We start from the raw sequence: 16,318 nt of genomic DNA on the forward strand, positions 1-16,318 counted from the left end.
TTACTCCCCATCCTTTCCGTATTCCAACAGCTCGGATATCGTTACAAAGGTATATCCTTTCTCTTTTAATGACGCGATGATTCCTTCCACCGAATCGAGTGATTCTCTTCTGCTTTCATACATCACGTGCAGCAAAATGATGGAGCCGGGCTTGATGGTAACATGAAGAACGATATCCTCCGAGCCTGACACAAAGGATTCGGGTTCAATGTTCCACAGGATCGTGTCTCTATCGTTTCTGGATAAGTAATGGGGAAGCACAACCAGCCTTTTTCCATAAGGCGGACGGAATGTGATCTCTCCTTCATAGCCGATCTGCCGGATTAACGCATCCGTTTTTTCAATTTCTTCCTTGATAAAGGCTGGCGATTTAAAGACCATCCGCGGATGGGAATAGGAGTGATTTCCAATTTCGTGGCCTTCCTGTACAATGGAAACACTATCATCAAATGCGTTTTCAATCTCAGAACCTGTTAAATAGAACGTCCCTTTAACATCATGTTTTCCGAGAATGTCCAGAATGTCATCCGTGTTTATCCCCGGCCCGTCATCAAAGGTCAGTGCGACAGTTTTTTCGTCTGTCTCCACACTCGTCACAAGCCCGCCAAAAAACTGAAACGACCGTGACTTTGACAATTCATTTATCAAATAAAGTGCAGCGATTACCGCCAGGATTGCAATACCGGTAACTTTGATTTTCTTTTTCATTTTTGTCCCCCGGGTAAATGGTCTTTTTACAAGGATACTATTTTTTCAACCGAGCTTTCAGTTTTTATTTTCCCAGCTGGAAAAGGTGGTATTTCAAACATTAATTTAGGAGGAATCACATATGGAAAAAGACATTCGATTCAGACTTGCAGAAGAAAAAGATCTGGATAAAATTGTAGAAATGCTTGCTGATGATGTATTAGGCAGCAGGAGGGAGAGATATGAGCAGCCACTCCCGGACAGTTACTTAAAAGCGTTTCAAGCGATTACGTCAGACCCGAACAATGAATTAGTCGCAGCCTGCCAAGGGGAGGATATTATTGGCGTTCAACAAATCACCTTCACTCCTTATCTCACACATCAGGGCGGCTGGAGAGCGACAATCGAAGGGGTAAGAACGGCATCTGCTTCCCGCAGTAAAGGCGTAGGGACGGAACTGATAAAATGGGCAATCAAGCGTGCAGAAGAACGGGGCTGTCACTTAGTTCAGCTTACAACAGATAAAGAGCGGCCTGATGCGCTGAGATTTTATGAAAAGCTGGGCTTTAAAGCAACCCATGAAGGGCTGAAATTAAAGCTTTAAGTTTGACTGGGATGTTCGTTAAACGAAGGTGAAGGAGTGTAGAACAGTTTTCAATGAGAAAAAACAGTACACTCAAATTCCTTGGAAAGGAGTCTGATTATGTGCTCAGGGAAACTGCCTGACTTTAAAATCAATCCAAAAGGTAAAATTTCAGAAGCGTTTCTTAAACGTGATATTCACGACTTTTCCAGTGCTGTCACATTCATCGGTCATTTATCTTATGGAAGAAACAGTGATCGAAGCCGGTATGAGCTAGTGTTACCTGAAAAAAGAGGCACGTGCAGCACGAAGCACGCTCTCCTTGCCCAATTATGCATTGAACATGAGGTTAAAGAGGTAAAGCTTTATACCGGCATCTATGAAATGAATGAAAGCAATACGCCGGGAGTGGGAAATGTTTTGAAGCAATATGGTTTAAAAGCGATTCCGGAAGCCCATTGTTATTTAAAGCATAAGGAAAAAAGGTATGATTTTACGATGCCCGATACAAAGGGAGCCCCCATTACTGCCTTTATGGCTGAAGAGCAGATTACTCCTTCCCAGATTGGAAGCTATAAACTAGACTTTCACCGGGAGTATCTGTCTGTATGGCTCCGGGAACAAGGACTGAGCCGGAAATTGACTGCGGACAGATTATGGGAGATACGGGAAGAGTGTATAAGAGACCTATCCTGCGGAGTGCGGTGAAACAGAAGGGAGGGGTTCCAAAGTGAGAGGCATAACCTTTGAAATTCCAAACGCATATGGCCACTATTTATCTGAGATATTGGATGGAGTTAAAGGACTCACCTGGAAAATTGGCGATGGAGAATCATACGTGATTGAAAACGAAACATTGGGAGTTCCCCTGTTTCCCTCCGCCTGCATAGTAGAAGAGGACGTGCTGCTTAAGGAAGTTTCAAAAAAAGATTATTATCTTATCTTTGCTGATCTTAAGGGATTTCCCGAAAAATCAGACGTAAGAGAGATTACAACCTATAAGGAATTTGTCGAGAGTGAGTGTCAATTTGTTCTGCTGGTAATCGATTCGTCCTATGTAACGATTTATTCAAAAGACCAGTCCACGATCAAGCATCTCTTTTCCAAAGCGGTTGAGGCTGGTTATAAAAAAATCGAGTATATTACGGATGAAAATGATGAAAGAACAACGTTGATCGCGTTTTAACCTGAATGGCAGCTGTATCACATCATTATAAAAATAATTCCACACGTGCAGGGAGGGAGAGGCATGTCTGACGATGAAGATGAAAAGAAGCCTAAACTGGAAACCTATATGGTGTACGGAATGATTTTTGGATTATTAGTGGGCTCGGCAGTGAGTATAATTGGAATGACGGGAGAAATTGGATTTATTCAAATTGCCGGCCCTGGATTTGGATTGCTAGGAGGCATGCTCACAGGTATGCTCGTGTATTTGTTGACAGTAAAAAAGGGTTGATGAAGCATCTATTTAAGGATTTCCTTTCACCCTGCATCTTTTTGTTAGGAAAATAAAGCAGGACCCCTTTCCAGAGAAAGCGGCCCTGCTTTGTTTAATCCGGGTTACGTGCGATAAAGACCCATTCCAAGCCGGGACGATCCGGTGCATCCCGAACATCCTCCACAACCAGGTTTGCCTCGGACAAAGAATCCATAATCTCTGTCTTTGTGCGAAACCTCAATGTCGATTCTGAAGTAAGTACGGTACCATCGCTGTGAAACACAAAGGTATGGCGAAAGGTAACGAGAGGGAATTGGACATCGAGAAGGTCAATCCACGTCTCAATTTTCCCCTTTTCAGGTACTTCGATCACGTCGTAGGACCGATGCCATTCCTTCCACGCTTCTTTTTCAGGGTTTCGGACCTCAAAAACGAGCCGGCCTCCCGGAACCAGGTGACTGCGGCACTTTCTGAGAGTGGAAATCCACTCCTCTTCAGTCAGGAAGACTTGGGCGGCATTTCCTGTTATTGTAACGAGATCCGCTTTCACATCATCAGGGAGTCTGGCGATGGTTCCGTTAACCCACTTCACCTTGTCTGCGTAAGCTTTTCGTTTCGCTACATGAAGAGAAGCAGCGGCAGGATCGACGCCAATCACTTTTTTCCCAAGTGCGGCCAGTCTGCTCGCAAGGTTGCCGGTACCACAACCAAGGTCAATGACGGTCCGGGCATTTAAGTCTTCTGCCAGTTTGATATACGGGTCAAGATCCGGACGTTCGGCCGAATCAAAAAAATCATAAACATCGGCGAGTCTTTGGTCTTCAAAGAGTTTGTCAGCCAAGATTATCTTGCCTCCTTCATTTCTGTTTATCACGTCGCTTCATCTTTAATTCAGCTACGTTATTCAAAAACATCATAGATTTCATAATAATCACCTCATTTTAATTACAGTATAAAGTAAGTAAAGTGGCTGGTATAGTTATAAGCCGGTACACCTTCCGACTGAACGGAGCACAAAAAGTCGGGTAGGATGCCGCTTCATCCTTTATTATTTGAATGGAAGGAGGCAGGTTCATGGATATGTTAAAGGGAATGAACGACGCATTGAGTTACATCGAAGAGAATCTGGGCGAACACATTGATTTAAAAGAAGTGGCTAAGATTGCCCTTTGCTCGGAATACCATTTTAAGCGTCTGTTTTCGCTTTTATCCGGTATTACGATCACAGAGTACATTCGCAGAAGGCGTATGACGCTGGCAGCAATGGAACTGAAGGAATCAAAAGTGAAAGTGATTGATGTGGCACTTGGCTATGGGTATCAGTCTCCGGATGCTTTTACACGTGTCTTTCAAAGCTATCATGGCATTACTCCTTCAGAAGCCCGGCATACAGAGCAGAATCTAAAGGCATATCCACGAATGACCTTTCAATTAACAATTAAAGGAGGGACGGAAATGAAGTACCGTATTATTGAAAAAGAGGCATTTAAAGTGGCGGGTGTAAAATATGAGGTGGAAATGGTCAATGGCGTGCTCACACCTGATTATGAGCAGATGTTTTCCGCCATCAGTGATGAGAGGATGAAAGAATTGGAGGCAGACTCAACCAGGGAGCCCCGGGGTGTCATTCATGTGACGGCCAATTATTCAGAAAGCGCGGAAGGAAAGGCAGCTTTTGATCAATACATCGGGGCAGCTGTGACTCAAGCACCGTCAGCCAACTATTCCGTATTAGACATACCTGCCCTGACGTGGGCCGTCTTTGAAGTCGAAGGAGACTGGGAGCAGGTTGAAGACCACTGGCAGCGGATTTATTCCGAATGGCTGCCCTCATCATCCTGCGAATTGGCACAAGGACCGGAAATACTGGCCAGCAAAGATGAGAAAAGTGAGATCTGGATCCCGATTACGGAGAAATAACGAAAAATCATAACAGACAATGACATTCCTGATGACTTTACGATCGGAGTCTGTGAGGTTCGAAGAAATAGCAAAGAGGCTCAAGCGTATCCTGAGCCCAACATGACTGGTAAGGGGACGGGGAGAAGTGTATTCTCCCCGGCAGATGAATCAATGCTGGTTCTTTTGCTGCTCCGTTGCAGCTTGTGCAGAAGTCTGCTGACCCTGATTTTGCTGCTGGAGCTGGTCTTTAGACTGTTGCATCTGCTCATTGATTTGGTTTAACACATTAAAAGACTGGAGTGATTGCCCGACATCCTGAAGTGTTTGCGTAGCTTGTTGCAGCGATTGCTGTAACTGTTGAAACGTTTGCTGCTGTTGTTGCTGAGCTTGATTCGAAAATTGCTGAAGCTGGGAGGAAAGCTCTGAAGACATCTCCTGCATCGGGTTAGAAGAACCGTTTTGCTTTTGTTGTTGTTGTCCAGCTTGATACTGGTTAAGTGTAGACTGGATGGATTCCAACTGTTGTTTAAGAGGAGCCAGTTCTTGTCCGATTTCTTTGTCCACCACTTTCTCGATTTCGGCGTTAGACAAACGCTGTGCCCTTGCCTTTTCTTCCTTAATTTCCTTCGTTTCACGTTCCATTGCAAATTCCTCCTTGTATTGTCTTGGGTTTACCGGCACTTTGGCTGGTGCTGGTTTTGGCCTGGAGAGTGTCATCCAGACGATCGCCACCACGAGAGCAAGTGCTGAGAGTAAAAGTACTACATACATATATCTGCCTCCCTGAACCCTGAATGCTCAACTCTTGATTAAGCACAGTTAATAGTATTGAAAAATGACTAAGGTTTATACATTCCAAGACCTTCCAATTACTAAATACTAACAAGAATAGCACGGATTACCATTTCACCTGAAAAAACTGGTTAACCTGATTACTCCCATTTCGGCATTTGTAAATACAGGTTCACCTGCGAAAGCCATGGCAACATGAATACCGCAAGCGCCCATTGCACCTGTCTCCATACACCCATTGGCAGTGGGATGTCTGTCTGAACCAAGGAGGGTTTTCCCTGGAATGACGCATCAGGGGGACTTCCGCTTCTGCACGAGCACAAACCTCCAGGGGAATAACGTGGAAAGGCGGCCCGCTTTAACTGTTATAATAATGGATTATTTTTTACATAAAATGACCGTGCCCCGATGAATCTGCCTGCATCCCCGCACAATCGTCCTCAATCATCCCTTTCATAAGACCGCATTGTCTTTTGTCACAAAAAAAAAAGCCGGCCGCTCTGGCCGGGTTCAGACGATTATTCGTGATCATCTGGGTTATCTTCTTTTCCCTTTTTGTTCTGGTTGGGGTTCAAAATCCTTCTCTTTACGCTTTTCTTTTTCTCTTTGTTCGGGAGAATGCTCATCTTGTTTGGTGTTTTTAGTCATGCCTGCCACCTCTTCTGACAGCAATCATTAATTGCTGTTATTTGAATTCTGGGTGCCTGAATTCTTGCCGCCTTTTTGCCCGATTTCCTGGTAAAACTCTTTATCTTTATTTTTGCTTGTCTGTTCGCCGCCTTTTCTTCCGGCTTCTTCACGGCTCATGGTTCCGCTTGAGCTGCTGTTTTGGCTGCCTGAATTGTTACTGCTGTTGGAGTTGTTATTGTTGGAATTATTGGTGCTGGAACTGCTGCTGCTCGTTGTATATTGATTTCCTGAAGAGTTTCTTCCGCCCTTTTCACCAATCTCTGCAAAGTGCTCGGAATCATGCTGTCTTGCGTTTGCTTCGCCGCCTTTTTTGGCAGCTTCCTCACGACTCATGGTTTGGTTTGAGTTGTTGGATTGGTTTTGTGCCATCTGAATCTCCTCCTAAACGTTTTTTAAGCTTTCTTTGAAGCTTATGGTCATCCCTTTGCCAACTTAGCTTCCTGACTAAACCTATCTTAGAAAAATCTTTCAAGTTAGGAAGCAATGTCTATTTCATTCTCAGCAGATCCGGGATAAATACTGACATATATGACAATGTAAGTAAATTTCTTCTAGGTCCAAGGAGTTTGCGTTACGGAGTGATTTTTGGATAACGTTACATAATAGGGGAAGGGAGGCAAATGATAAGCGGGTAAACGTATGGAGGTGCGAAATGAAAAACGAAATGACGTATGGAGATGATTACAAATTCATTCCAGCCATCTCTGTTAAAAACGGTGATCTTTTGGAGGTAACGAACGGTGTGCTGTGTTACGTGGACCAGATTGTCAATGTGATCATCGTGGAAGCCGGGGGTGGCTGTGTGCTGGTTGACACGGGAATGCCAAAATCCGCCGAAAAGGTGATCTCGGTTATAGAGAAGCGGTATGGAACAGGGTCAAAACCAATGGCTATTCTTTTAACGCATGGCCATTTTGACCACGTGGGAACAGTCGTTGATCTTGTAAGGAAGTGGAATATACCTGTCTTTGCTCATGAACTGGAGCTGCCCTTCTTAACAGGAGAAAAAGATTACCCCGAGCCGGATTCCTCTGTAGAAGGGGGAATGGTCGCAAAAATCTCCCGTTTCTTCCCAAACGAAGCCATTCAGCTTGGAGACCATGTCAAGCCATTGCCTGAAAACGGAGAGGTGCCGTTTTTAGAAGGCTTCTCATGGATTCATACACCAGGCCATACGCCCGGTCATGTGTCTTTTTTCAGAAAAGAAGACGGACTATTGATTGCAGGAGATGCCTTTGTAACGGTGAGGCAGGACTCTCTGTACCAGGTGATGAGCCAAATAGGGGAAGTGAGCGGACCTCCAAGATACTTCACGACAGACTGGGACGCTTCCTATCTCTCCTTAAAAAAGCTTGTTGATGTAAATCCCAATGTGGCTGTTACAGGTCACGGACCTCCTCTGGGCGGACCAACGCTGAAAGAAGAGCTTGAATCTCTTCTTGCTCATTTTAAGGATGTGGCTGTACCGGATTACGGGCGCTTTACTCATTAGTCAAGGATCCAGGAGACTGTTCCTTTTCCTGATTAAAAGGGGGATGGCAGACCAGGAAGAAAGACAAAGAAAGCAGCGTCAGAAATGACGCTGCTTTTACTTGCCGATTCTGTCCGTCCAGGTCTGAGTTGACCTGCTGTATTTCAAGGAGAAGCTGTCCTGTAATAGCCGCTCCCAAACCTGATTCATTTCTATTTTGGCTGATTCCAAAGACGGTCGAGATCTAAAGGCTGATACACCTTTTCCCCTTTAATGTCACGGTGGATGAGTGGTTTCACAAACAGTTCATCAAGGTTATAATGTTCAGGCTTTCTAGTGGCTGTTTTATTATTAAAAGGCTCAGTGTAGGACATAGACGTTCTCTCCGTTCTTTTGATTTTTTCCTTACAAAGTGTAGAGTGAACACTTTCCTTATAATTATTCGCAATTACTGGAAATTCAGGGAGGTATACGGCATTCATTCAGGTGGCTCCCTCCTCTCTTTCACGTACTTAAACCTACAGAGAAATAACTCGGAAGAAGCTGCTTCTGCTATGATAGAAGTGGATGATATTTACATATGAGGAGCGTGACCCTATGCCTGTCTACAACAAACTCGTCCGGGACCGGATCCCGGAAGTGATCGAACAGTCCGGCAAAAAAGCCGTCTGGGAAACCCTGACTGATAAACAGTACCTGTCCTGTGCAAAAGAAAAAATGAAGGAAGAACTCGAAGAATACCTGGCAGCCGAAAACGACGAAGAAGCCGTGGAAGAACTGGCCGACCTCCTAGAGCTTATTTACTGCTTAGCCAAACAGCACAACAGCACGGTCGACCAGCTTGAAGTTGTACGAAGGGAGAAGGCGGAGAAGAGAGGATCGTTTAAGGAGAAGGTGTTTTTGAGGGAGGTAATAGAATAGAAAAAAGGCTGGAAGAGTTCCAGCTTTTTTCTGTGAATACACTTCATCTAAACAAAAACTTACCAAAAAAGTCGTTAAGAATTGGGTACTTTGTCATGAAGGTACTTCTCTATTATCTGAATAAAGTGCGGCTATATTATAGAATTGAAATTTGTTTTTTAATACGTTGATACCGAATACTCGTCGAATCAACAGCAGCAAGTCCCGAGCATTTGAAAATACCGATAAATCGATATCTGTTATTACCGAGATTATCTTTGTACTTCGCAAAAACAGCTCGTTTCTGATCTGCTTCTTTTGAAATGCGTTTTTCTGCACTTCCACAATTTCAGCCGATTTGTGAGATTCATCTATATAAGACGACTAATTAATTTTAGGAATTGCTGTCTACTACTTTTTCAGGATTTTTCCTGGGTCCCGGCGTCCGTTATTACTTTGTTCACCTTCAGAAATATTGAACCGGGTAAATACTACTGCCTCTCTGAGGGATGAGTTTGCCAACACAAGCCGTTTTAATGCCTCTCCGTTTTATTCTTAAACAAGGATGATATAACCCATCCGAAGATCCCGCCGCTGCCAATTCCCAATATAAGTGCTGAGGCAATGTTATCGAAAGTGGTAAGCCCAACAAAAGTAAAAACGGCAACACAGATAATGTAAATATACCAGTTATGATTCCTGGTTTGATCTCCAATAACGCATTTTTAAATTCTACTATAGGTATACGAATCAATTGTATTTATGATTCAACAATAAACGGTGCCGGGGATTAAACAAAAGAAAATGGAGATAAAAGAAGGTAAACCCCAGTCCAGTTAGGAAGTGAACCGGAAAAGCATAAAAGAGTCTGATGATTATTCGGTCCTTGCAAGAAAAAAACAGCCGCACCGCAGCTGCTTTTTCCTATCTTCTCTTGAATTTACTTCTCTTATTACTTTTGTTTACGTGTCATTGTTTCATAGACAGCTTATACTTTAAAACCTTCTGCTATTCTCCCTAGAGTCAATCTTTATACTTTACTTCTCAAATCGCAGAGTAGCTAATGGACCTTGGACGGCAATATGTGTGATGATAGATGCTATTTCTTCCGGCGTTTGTCTCATCCCGGTGTCAATCCAGTGATGAATGATTCCAAGGTGTGCAGAAGCAATAAATGTTGCTAAATATTCGGAAGGTACCATCATGTTATTTTCTTTGAAATTGGAAGAAGTTAATTTATCTAAGATCCTGGCCTTTACAAACTCTTTTAATTTGATTGAGAAGGCAGGATCACCATTAGGACCTAAGAGTACCTTTAATAAATCAGCATGTTTTGCGATCGTTTCAAGGACAGTCATTATAACCGGATAAGCAGTTTTACTTTCTCTGTGCTTTATAAATTCAAAGATATCTATGTCTTTTACTTTTGCCTTTATCTCCACAAGAAACTCCTTTTGGTACTGCTCTAATAAGTCATTCACATCCCTAAAATGCAAATAAAAGGTTCCTCGGTTAATATCCGCATATGCAGTAATATCACTTACGGTGATATTCTTAACTCCTTTTTCCTCAATCAGCTTCATCACGGATTGCCGTATGAGTTTTTGAGTCCGTACTTTTCTTCGATCCATTTTTTCTGTCATGTAATCATCCCCATTCAAAAAACGTTAAGAAATCCGTTAGTTAAAAGACACTTCGACCGTTTCTGTTGTTTACTGAACAAACCTTCATTTATTGATTATTGTATTCCTGTATTTGGTTATTATAATGAACAGTGAGTGAGTTAATCAACAGGTTATCGATTAAAACTCATGAACCTTATTTAAAGGGGGGATTACAGGTGAGTGTAATTAAAGTAAATCACATCCAAAAGGGGTACGGGAAAACGAAAGTACTCGATGAGGTAAGTCTGAGTGTAGAGAAAGGTCAAATATATGGCTTTATAGGACCTTCCGGAGCAGGGAAAACGACACTGATAAAATTAATCGCAGGGATGGAGCTCGTTGATGATGGGGAGGTTTATGTACTCGGGTCTAAAATGCCCAGTCTTCCGGTATTGCAGGATGTAGGATATATGGCTCAATCAGACGCATTGTATTTGCAGCTCACAGGAAAGGAGAATCTCGCTTTTTTTGCGAGCCTTTTTAAACTTACAAAAAAACAACAAAAGGACCGAATATCCTACGCTGCAGGACTGGTAAATTTAACTGATGATTTAGATAAAAAAGTGGCGGCTTATTCTGGAGGGATGAAACGAAGGTTATCTCTTGCCATTTCATTACTGCAGGACCCCCAAATCCTTATATTGGATGAACCTACTGTAGGAATTGACCCCGAACTGCGGTTAAGCATATGGAACGAATTGCTGCGCCTGAAAAAAGAAGAAGGAAAAACCATTATTGTAACCACACATGTAATGGATGAAGCAGAGAGGTGTGACTTTATCGCCCTGATCAGAAACGGAAGTATATTAGCAAACGGCACTCCATCTGAATTAAAAGACTTATATCATGCCCAAAATATTGATGAGGTCTTTTTAAATGCCGGAAGGAGCAAACAATGAGAATACAAGCCATGGTTAAAAGAATTTGTCAGGAGATGGTCCGTGATAAAAGAACGTTAGCACTTCTGATTGTCGCACCGCTGCTGATTTTGTCTCTTATGTATTTTTTATTTAACAGTGAAGATAGAGACCCTCGTTTAGGAGGCCTTGGTTTAGATGAACGTATCGTTACCGTATTGGAAGAGTCGGAAATCACTGTAGAAACGTTCGAAGAAGTATCCGATGTTGAAAGTCTGATTGTTTCGGAAGGTCTTGACGGGATGCTTATTATGGGTGCGGGTACCCCTGAACTTGTATTAGAAAATAGCGATCCATCTGCCTCACAAGCTTTACAAATGAAAGTTAAACAGGCAATGTCCTTACAAGCCCAGCAGGAACTGATGGAAAGAACGGGTACAGAGGCAGATGTTGACACGACTATTTCAAAAGACTACGTATACGGAAGTGAAAGTTCAGATTTCTTTGATATATTAAGTCCTGTCTTAATTGGTTTCTTTGTATTCTTTTTTGTCTTTCTAATTTCAGGGATAGGATTATTAAAAGAAAGAACCTCCGGCACGCTTGAACGGTTACTGTCGACACCGATTCGCCGGGGAGAGGTGGTTACTGCTTATTTGATCGGGTACGGAATATTTGCCATTATCCAGACGGTTATCGTTGTTTTATATTCGGTGTTAGTACTGGATATAGTACTTGTTGGTTCTTTATGGCATGTTGTTTTTATTAATTTATTACTTGCGTTGGTTGCACTTTCATTAGGAACACTATTATCCACCTTTGCGGCTTCGGAGTTTCAGATGGTACAGTTTATCCCGATTGCCGTTATTCCCCAGATCTTTTTCTCGGGAATTATTCCGCTTGAAGGTATGGCAGACTGGCTGCAGGCCCTGGGGAAAGTTATGCCTCTTTATTATGGTGCCGATGCTCTGAGGGGAGTCATGTATAAAGGACTCAGCCTGACTGATGTGAGTGGAAGTCTGTACGTTTTAGCTTTGTTTTCGATCGTTTTTATTGTACTGAATATCTATGCGTTAAAAAGATATCGCAAGTTGTAACTGTTGAAGCCCGAGACGTATAATTCTCGCGCTTTTTATTAATCGTTAGATTGCAAACCTTAATGAAAATGTACGAAATTAATTATTTTAGTTCAAATAAAGACAAAATAATGCTCGTAAGAAGGAGAATCCTTTACAAAATAAACGTTTTTATATAAAATCGTTTAGTAATGGTAAATATAAAAGCGGGGTGAAGTAAATGATTACTCATTTTTCCACGACACAAAAGGTAAGTTTGAATGATGTTGGAGGGAAGGGGATGAACCTGGTACAGATGACTCAGGGAGGGTTAGCTGTCCCGGACGGGTTCATCGTAACAACGAAGGCCTACGATCAGTTTATTGAAGAAAACCAATTAGGGGACAGGATTGCCGCTATGCTTAAAGGGGTTTCTGCTGATGACATGAATGCATTGGAAGAAGTGTCATATAAAATTAAACTTCTCATAAATCAGGCGTTCATTCCCGAAGCGGTACGCTCCCAAATTGTTGAGGCATATAACGGATTGGGTGTCCCATTTGTAGCCGTTCGATCCTCCGCAACAGCAGAAGACTTACCGGATATGTCTTTTGCAGGTCAACACAATAGCTATTTAAATGTAACCGGGGAAGAGAAGCTTATGTTATCTGTAAAAAAATGCTGGGCGTCCCTATGGAATGCCCGGGCCATCTCATACAGAATGATGCATGATGTGCCACAAGAATATAAGGTGCTGTCTCTTGCTGTCGTTGTACAAGCAATGGTTAACAGTGATAGTGCAGGAGTGATGTTTACAGTCAATCCTATGAACAACCGGCGCGATCAACTGTATATTAACTCTTCTTGGGGAATGGGAGAGGCGGTAGTTTCGGGCATAGTCACCCCTGACCAGTTCGTATTGGATAAAAAGACAGGGGAATTAATCTCGTCTGTAATTGAAAAAAAAGAAACCCAGATGATAAGGTCAAACGGCAGAAATGTGAAAACAGCCGTACCGGAATTACTTCAGCGGAAGGAAAGTCTAAACCACAAGGAGCTAAAGCAACTATTTGAAATGGCTCAAGCTGTTGACAGGTATTACAAACAGCCAATGGACACAGAATGGGTCATCGGCCAGGGTGCGGCACAAATTGTTCAAGCCAGACCTGTAACCGGTCTTCATCCTATGCCGGTTAAAAATGACGATCCGAAGAAGTATGGACTTCGTTTTTACTTTTCCTTTACGCGTGTAGCTCAAGGCATCAGTGAACCATTCACCCCAATGGGATTAGAGATTCAACGGTTGGAAATGTGGGCAGCTCTAAAAACAGTGGGTATTAAAGTGGAGAAACAACCAAGAGGGTTTAAGACCGCAGCGGGCAGGGTTTACTGGGATTTTACCGAACTCATAAGGAGCCCTAAGCGTGCTGAGAAAATAGCTGAAAACATTAGTGATAAAGACCCGGTTGCAGGAAAAGTTCTGACGGAATTTGTAGAAAGAAATAAAGGTGAGCTCACTTCAAAAAGGAGTAAACTGCCTTTTCCTCCAAAATCCCTCCTTGTAGCAAGCCGATTTGCGTTAAGAACAGCAGGAGCGTTTATCCAGCCTCAACATGCAGAAAGACGGTGTATTACGCTCGCAGAAAATCATTTGAAAACAATGAATGAAAAAGCTTTGAAATGCAAGACCCCAGCTGAAAAGATAGAGCTCATTGATACGATTATGGAGAGTGCGATGAAGGTAATTCTTCATCAGTGTGCCTACTTTCTTCCGGGATTTAAAGCGGATCAAAGAGCAAGAAAACGTTTATGGGAATGGCTTGGAAGTGATGACTATATGGCACCGGTTATTCAGGGTCTTCCAAACAGCCCTACCTCCGCAATGGGTTACCGGCTCATGGAAATTGCTTATGAACTCAAAATGAAGAATGAGAAACTCAGTGTTACACACCCTTTTATTATGCATTTTTTAGAAAGTTACGGTCACCGGTCGAATGTGGAGCTGGATGTGGGAAATCCAAATTGGAGAGAAAAACCGGACTATATTATGAACCTGCTTGAGTCATATATGGAAATGGATACAGAATCTCTTCATGCCAAACTAAACAAACATAATGATAATGCTGACAAGGCAATCTCTTCGATTGTTACGAAAGTGAAGGAGAAAAAAGGCGCCCGCGCTGCGAGACAAATTGAAAAAGACTGCCTCTATATGCGTAAAACCCTGGGCTTGCGTGAAAGACCGAAATTTGATTTAATTCGCTCATTTGCCCTGATCCGTCAAATCCTGCAGGAGGCCGGCGAGGAGTTAGTAAACAATGGATTTATTAAAGAAGTAAACGACGTGTTTTATTTGGAGCGGTCTGAAGTGAGAGGTCTGTCAGTCCCTCTATACGAACTTATTGAAGAGCGCAAGAAGACCTTTTACAAGCAAAAGAAAATAAAAACCGTTCCCCGGTTTATGACCAATACAGGCGAATGTTTGTATGAAAGTGCTGATTCAAGCAACGAAGACGGGCTGCATGGCGTTCCTATCTCATCTGGTGAATACACAGGTACTGTCCGGGTCATTCATGATCCTGCAAACGCTAAGTTAAAAGAAGGGGAAATCCTTGTTACACACAGTACCGACCCCAGCTGGACCCCTTTATTTCTTACAGCTGGTGCTTTAATTATGGAAACGGGTGGTACAGCCTCACACGGGGGGATTGTAGCGAGAGAATACGGACTTCCGGCAGTAAGCGGTATTGAACGAGTAAGTGAAAAATTAAAGACCGGTGATAAAGTAATGATTAACGGAAGTTCAGGGAAGGTTTTATTGCTTGAAGAAGCAAACCATGCGTAAGTTTATCATTACTGCTTATATAGGAGTCCTTATTGGCACTGCTGCGAACATGATGATGCAAACAGTTATTGCTACTATCCTTCCGAGTATTACTGAAGAATTAGGTGGACTTCATTTATATGGGTGGGTCTTCAGTAGTTTTCTAATTATATCTACAGTTACCATCCCATTCTTCTCAAAAATGGCTGATATTTATGGTCACAAGCAATTGTTTTCTATTGGTCTTATGGTTTTTACAGCCGGTACTTTGTTTTGTGGTATGGCTGAGTCCATTGAAACGTTAATTGCCGGCAGAGTGATTCAGGGAGTGGGTGCCGGGGCGGTTGCCCCTGCTGCCATTGCTTTAATAAGCACACTTTTTACCAGAAGTAATCGCGGTAAAGCCCTGGCTTTATACGGTATTACACAGATGACTGCAAACATAGCTGGTCCTTTGGTTGGAGGGGGAGTTGCTCGATTATACAGCTGGGAATGGGCTTTTTACATCATCGTGCCGGTATGTCTCCTCTCCCTCCTCCTTATTTACTTGTCGCGGCACTCAGGAGAACGGATACAAAAGCAGAGCAGCGCATTAAAAAGTTTTGATTATTTGGGAGCTTTGTTATTGGGGATCTCTGTAATTGCGACGGTACAGGGGTTGACACGATTAGGCCATACAGGATGGAGTCTATTAACTTTTGTGTTTTTTGTTTCCAGTTTTGTGACCGCATTTTGGTTTATACAGCATGAAAGAAAGCACCCCGCCCCTATCATTCCAAAGAGGCTGATTTCAAAACGATTGTTTAGTCTCTCTTTAATAAATGCCTGTCTGGGCGGTATGGTGATGTATGGAATAATTGCTATTCTCCCTCTTTTTGCAGTAAGTGTGTTGGAGGGACCCTTGCAAACAAATCCGGGTGTACTTCTGATACCTCTTATGGTCGGTGTAGGGGGAGGGTCCCTTATTGGCGGGATGATAATGAAAAAAACTACTGATAGAACTGCAATTTTATCCGGTTGGATTCTTGTTAATGCAGGGTTAGTAATTTTTTCTGTGATGAACGTATCAGGTATGGTTAATAGTTGGGCGGCTTTAATTATCCTATTCATCGGACTGGGAATCGGTATACTTTCACTGTCAATTATTACCTCTGCTCAAAATGCAGCAGGTGAAAATGAGCAGGCTGTAGCAGGAGGGGTTATTCAGTTAGCAAGAAATTTAGGGGGAGGAATTGGCATTCCAGTCTTGACCGTTTTCCTGTCACTAGGTTCATCTGAACCGGCGGGTATTAATCATTTTACCTTTACTTTTCTGTTCCTGAGTATCAGTTCCTTCATTGGTTTTACTATCTCGTTTTTCTGGCTTCGGTCACATGATATTATATAAGCAGTTCATGCCTTGAATAATATCAAAAGCATTGAAGTGAATTTATAGCTGATATGAAGACAGCT

At 42.7% G+C, this 16,318-nt stretch carries 18 protein-coding genes and 1 pseudogene; 11 read left to right on the top strand and 8 right to left on the bottom strand.

The annotated features are described in order from the left end of the window. Positions 1-708: a polysaccharide deacetylase family protein gene (locus tag JSY36_RS05160; RefSeq protein ID WP_205165531.1), complete on the bottom strand. Its 708-nt coding sequence runs from the start codon at positions 706-708 to the stop codon at positions 1-3. 121 nt (positions 709-829) lie between these two features. On the opposite strand from JSY36_RS05160, the gene JSY36_RS05165 reads away from it, so the two are divergent. From JSY36_RS05165 to JSY36_RS05180, 4 genes are all read left to right on the top strand, one after another. Beyond that, the gene (locus tag JSY36_RS05165; RefSeq protein WP_205165532.1) at positions 830-1,291 is read left to right on the top strand and encodes a GNAT family N-acetyltransferase; all 462 of its coding nucleotides are present in this window, start codon (positions 830-832) and stop codon (positions 1,289-1,291) included. Positions 1,292-1,390: 99 nt separating this feature from the next. Next, complete coding sequence (locus JSY36_RS05170; protein WP_205165533.1) at positions 1,391-1,978, top strand: hypothetical protein; 588 nt, start codon at positions 1,391-1,393, stop codon at positions 1,976-1,978. A gap of 22 nt (positions 1,979-2,000) precedes the next feature. Next, positions 2,001-2,456, top strand: coding sequence for a DUF2691 family protein (locus JSY36_RS05175; RefSeq protein ID WP_205165534.1), 456 nt, complete (start codon positions 2,001-2,003; stop codon positions 2,454-2,456). A gap of 63 nt (positions 2,457-2,519) precedes the next feature. Beyond that, entirely contained in the window at positions 2,520-2,729 is a 210-nt protein-coding gene (locus tag JSY36_RS05180; protein WP_205165535.1) for a hypothetical protein, read from the top strand. 94 nt (positions 2,730-2,823) lie between these two features. Here the strand turns inward: JSY36_RS05180 and JSY36_RS05185 are convergent, their stop codons facing one another. Beyond that, positions 2,824-3,552, bottom strand: a complete 729-nt coding sequence (locus JSY36_RS05185; RefSeq protein WP_205165536.1) for a class I SAM-dependent methyltransferase — start codon at positions 3,550-3,552, stop codon at positions 2,824-2,826. A 233-nt stretch (positions 3,553-3,785) separates the two neighbouring features. On the opposite strand from JSY36_RS05185, the gene JSY36_RS05190 reads away from it, so the two are divergent. After that, the gene (locus JSY36_RS05190) at positions 3,786-4,631 is read left to right on the top strand and encodes an AraC family transcriptional regulator (RefSeq protein WP_205165537.1); all 846 of its coding nucleotides are present in this window, start codon (positions 3,786-3,788) and stop codon (positions 4,629-4,631) included. Positions 4,632-4,781: 150 nt separating this feature from the next. Here the strand turns inward: JSY36_RS05190 and JSY36_RS05195 are convergent, their stop codons facing one another. From JSY36_RS05195 to JSY36_RS20915, 3 genes and pseudogenes are all read right to left on the bottom strand, one after another. Next, positions 4,782-5,384: a hypothetical protein gene (locus JSY36_RS05195; protein WP_205165538.1), complete on the bottom strand. Its 603-nt coding sequence runs from the start codon at positions 5,382-5,384 to the stop codon at positions 4,782-4,784. A gap of 406 nt (positions 5,385-5,790) precedes the next feature. After that, on the bottom strand, positions 5,791-5,937 hold the full coding sequence (locus JSY36_RS05200) for a hypothetical protein (RefSeq protein WP_205165539.1): 147 nt from the start codon (positions 5,935-5,937) through the stop codon (positions 5,791-5,793). Between the two features lie 143 nt (positions 5,938-6,080). Then, a pseudogene (locus tag JSY36_RS20915) lies at positions 6,081-6,215 on the bottom strand (KGG domain-containing protein); the annotation flags it as partial. A gap of 532 nt (positions 6,216-6,747) precedes the next feature. Between JSY36_RS20915 and JSY36_RS05210 the strand changes: the two are divergent. Next, positions 6,748-7,587: an MBL fold metallo-hydrolase gene (locus JSY36_RS05210; RefSeq protein ID WP_205165540.1), complete on the top strand. Its 840-nt coding sequence runs from the start codon at positions 6,748-6,750 to the stop codon at positions 7,585-7,587. Between the two features lie 191 nt (positions 7,588-7,778). Here JSY36_RS05210 and JSY36_RS05215 read toward each other — a convergent pair whose 3' ends face one another. Beyond that, positions 7,779-8,048, bottom strand: coding sequence for a hypothetical protein (locus JSY36_RS05215; RefSeq protein ID WP_205165743.1), 270 nt, complete (start codon positions 8,046-8,048; stop codon positions 7,779-7,781). A gap of 115 nt (positions 8,049-8,163) precedes the next feature. On the opposite strand from JSY36_RS05215, the gene JSY36_RS05220 reads away from it, so the two are divergent. After that, positions 8,164-8,487, top strand: coding sequence for a nucleoside triphosphate pyrophosphohydrolase (locus tag JSY36_RS05220; RefSeq protein ID WP_205165541.1), 324 nt, complete (start codon positions 8,164-8,166; stop codon positions 8,485-8,487). A gap of 136 nt (positions 8,488-8,623) precedes the next feature. On the opposite strand, the gene JSY36_RS20920 is transcribed toward JSY36_RS05220, so the two are convergent. Next, the gene (locus JSY36_RS20920) at positions 8,624-8,791 is read right to left on the bottom strand and encodes a hypothetical protein (protein ID WP_205165732.1); all 168 of its coding nucleotides are present in this window, start codon (positions 8,789-8,791) and stop codon (positions 8,624-8,626) included. A 712-nt stretch (positions 8,792-9,503) separates the two neighbouring features. Further along, positions 9,504-10,109 carry a TetR/AcrR family transcriptional regulator gene (locus JSY36_RS05230; RefSeq protein ID WP_205165542.1) on the bottom strand — a complete coding sequence of 202 codons (606 nt, stop codon included), beginning with the start codon at positions 10,107-10,109 and terminating at the stop codon, positions 9,504-9,506. 197 nt (positions 10,110-10,306) lie between these two features. Here JSY36_RS05230 and JSY36_RS05235 point away from each other — a divergent pair, with 197 nt between their 5' ends. The 4 genes from JSY36_RS05235 (at position 10,307) to JSY36_RS05250 (ending at position 16,253) form a co-directional block, all read left to right on the top strand. Then, entirely contained in the window at positions 10,307-11,029 is a 723-nt protein-coding gene (locus tag JSY36_RS05235; protein WP_249414139.1) for an ABC transporter ATP-binding protein, read from the top strand. After that, positions 11,026-12,084, top strand: coding sequence for an ABC transporter permease (locus tag JSY36_RS05240; RefSeq protein WP_205165543.1), 1,059 nt, complete (start codon positions 11,026-11,028; stop codon positions 12,082-12,084). Before JSY36_RS05235 ends, JSY36_RS05240 begins: the two co-directional genes overlap by 4 nt. Positions 12,085-12,283: 199 nt before the next feature. Then, on the top strand, positions 12,284-14,887 hold the full coding sequence (locus tag JSY36_RS05245) for a PEP/pyruvate-binding domain-containing protein (protein WP_205165544.1): 2,604 nt from the start codon (positions 12,284-12,286) through the stop codon (positions 14,885-14,887). Next, on the top strand, positions 14,865-16,253 hold the full coding sequence (locus JSY36_RS05250) for an MFS transporter (protein ID WP_205165545.1): 1,389 nt from the start codon (positions 14,865-14,867) through the stop codon (positions 16,251-16,253). Before JSY36_RS05245 ends, JSY36_RS05250 begins: the two co-directional genes overlap by 23 nt. Positions 16,254-16,318 lie beyond the last annotated feature (65 nt).

The organism is Alteribacter salitolerans, from assembly GCF_016901055.1.
Classification (GTDB): domain Bacteria; phylum Bacillota; class Bacilli; order Bacillales; family Salisediminibacteriaceae; genus Alteribacter; species Alteribacter keqinensis.

What these genes read in the sequence shown, in the direction of transcription:
- JSY36_RS05210 (WP_205165540.1), top strand. Translation starts at nt 6,748, where the DNA reads ATGAAAAACGAAATGACGTATGGAGATGATTACAAATTCATTCCAGCC.
- JSY36_RS05180 (WP_205165535.1), top strand. Translation starts at nt 2,520, where the DNA reads ATGTCTGACGATGAAGATGAAAAGAAGCCTAAACTGGAAACCTATATG.
- JSY36_RS05215 (WP_205165743.1), bottom strand. Translation starts at nt 8,048, where the DNA reads ATGAATGCCGTATACCTCCCTGAATTTCCAGTAATTGCGAATAATTAT.
- JSY36_RS05190 (WP_205165537.1), top strand. Translation starts at nt 3,786, where the DNA reads ATGGATATGTTAAAGGGAATGAACGACGCATTGAGTTACATCGAAGAG.
- JSY36_RS05220 (WP_205165541.1), top strand. Translation starts at nt 8,164, where the DNA reads ATGCCTGTCTACAACAAACTCGTCCGGGACCGGATCCCGGAAGTGATC.
- JSY36_RS05200 (WP_205165539.1), bottom strand. Translation starts at nt 5,937, where the DNA reads ATGATCACGAATAATCGTCTGAACCCGGCCAGAGCGGCCGGCTTTTTT.
- JSY36_RS05195 (WP_205165538.1), bottom strand. Translation starts at nt 5,384, where the DNA reads ATGTATGTAGTACTTTTACTCTCAGCACTTGCTCTCGTGGTGGCGATC.
- JSY36_RS05160 (WP_205165531.1), bottom strand. Translation starts at nt 708, where the DNA reads ATGAAAAAGAAAATCAAAGTTACCGGTATTGCAATCCTGGCGGTAATC.
- JSY36_RS05245 (WP_205165544.1), top strand. Translation starts at nt 12,284, where the DNA reads ATGATTACTCATTTTTCCACGACACAAAAGGTAAGTTTGAATGATGTT.
- JSY36_RS05170 (WP_205165533.1), top strand. Translation starts at nt 1,391, where the DNA reads ATGTGCTCAGGGAAACTGCCTGACTTTAAAATCAATCCAAAAGGTAAA.
- JSY36_RS05230 (WP_205165542.1), bottom strand. Translation starts at nt 10,109, where the DNA reads ATGACAGAAAAAATGGATCGAAGAAAAGTACGGACTCAAAAACTCATA.
- JSY36_RS05240 (WP_205165543.1), top strand. Translation starts at nt 11,026, where the DNA reads ATGAGAATACAAGCCATGGTTAAAAGAATTTGTCAGGAGATGGTCCGT.
- JSY36_RS05165 (WP_205165532.1), top strand. Translation starts at nt 830, where the DNA reads ATGGAAAAAGACATTCGATTCAGACTTGCAGAAGAAAAAGATCTGGAT.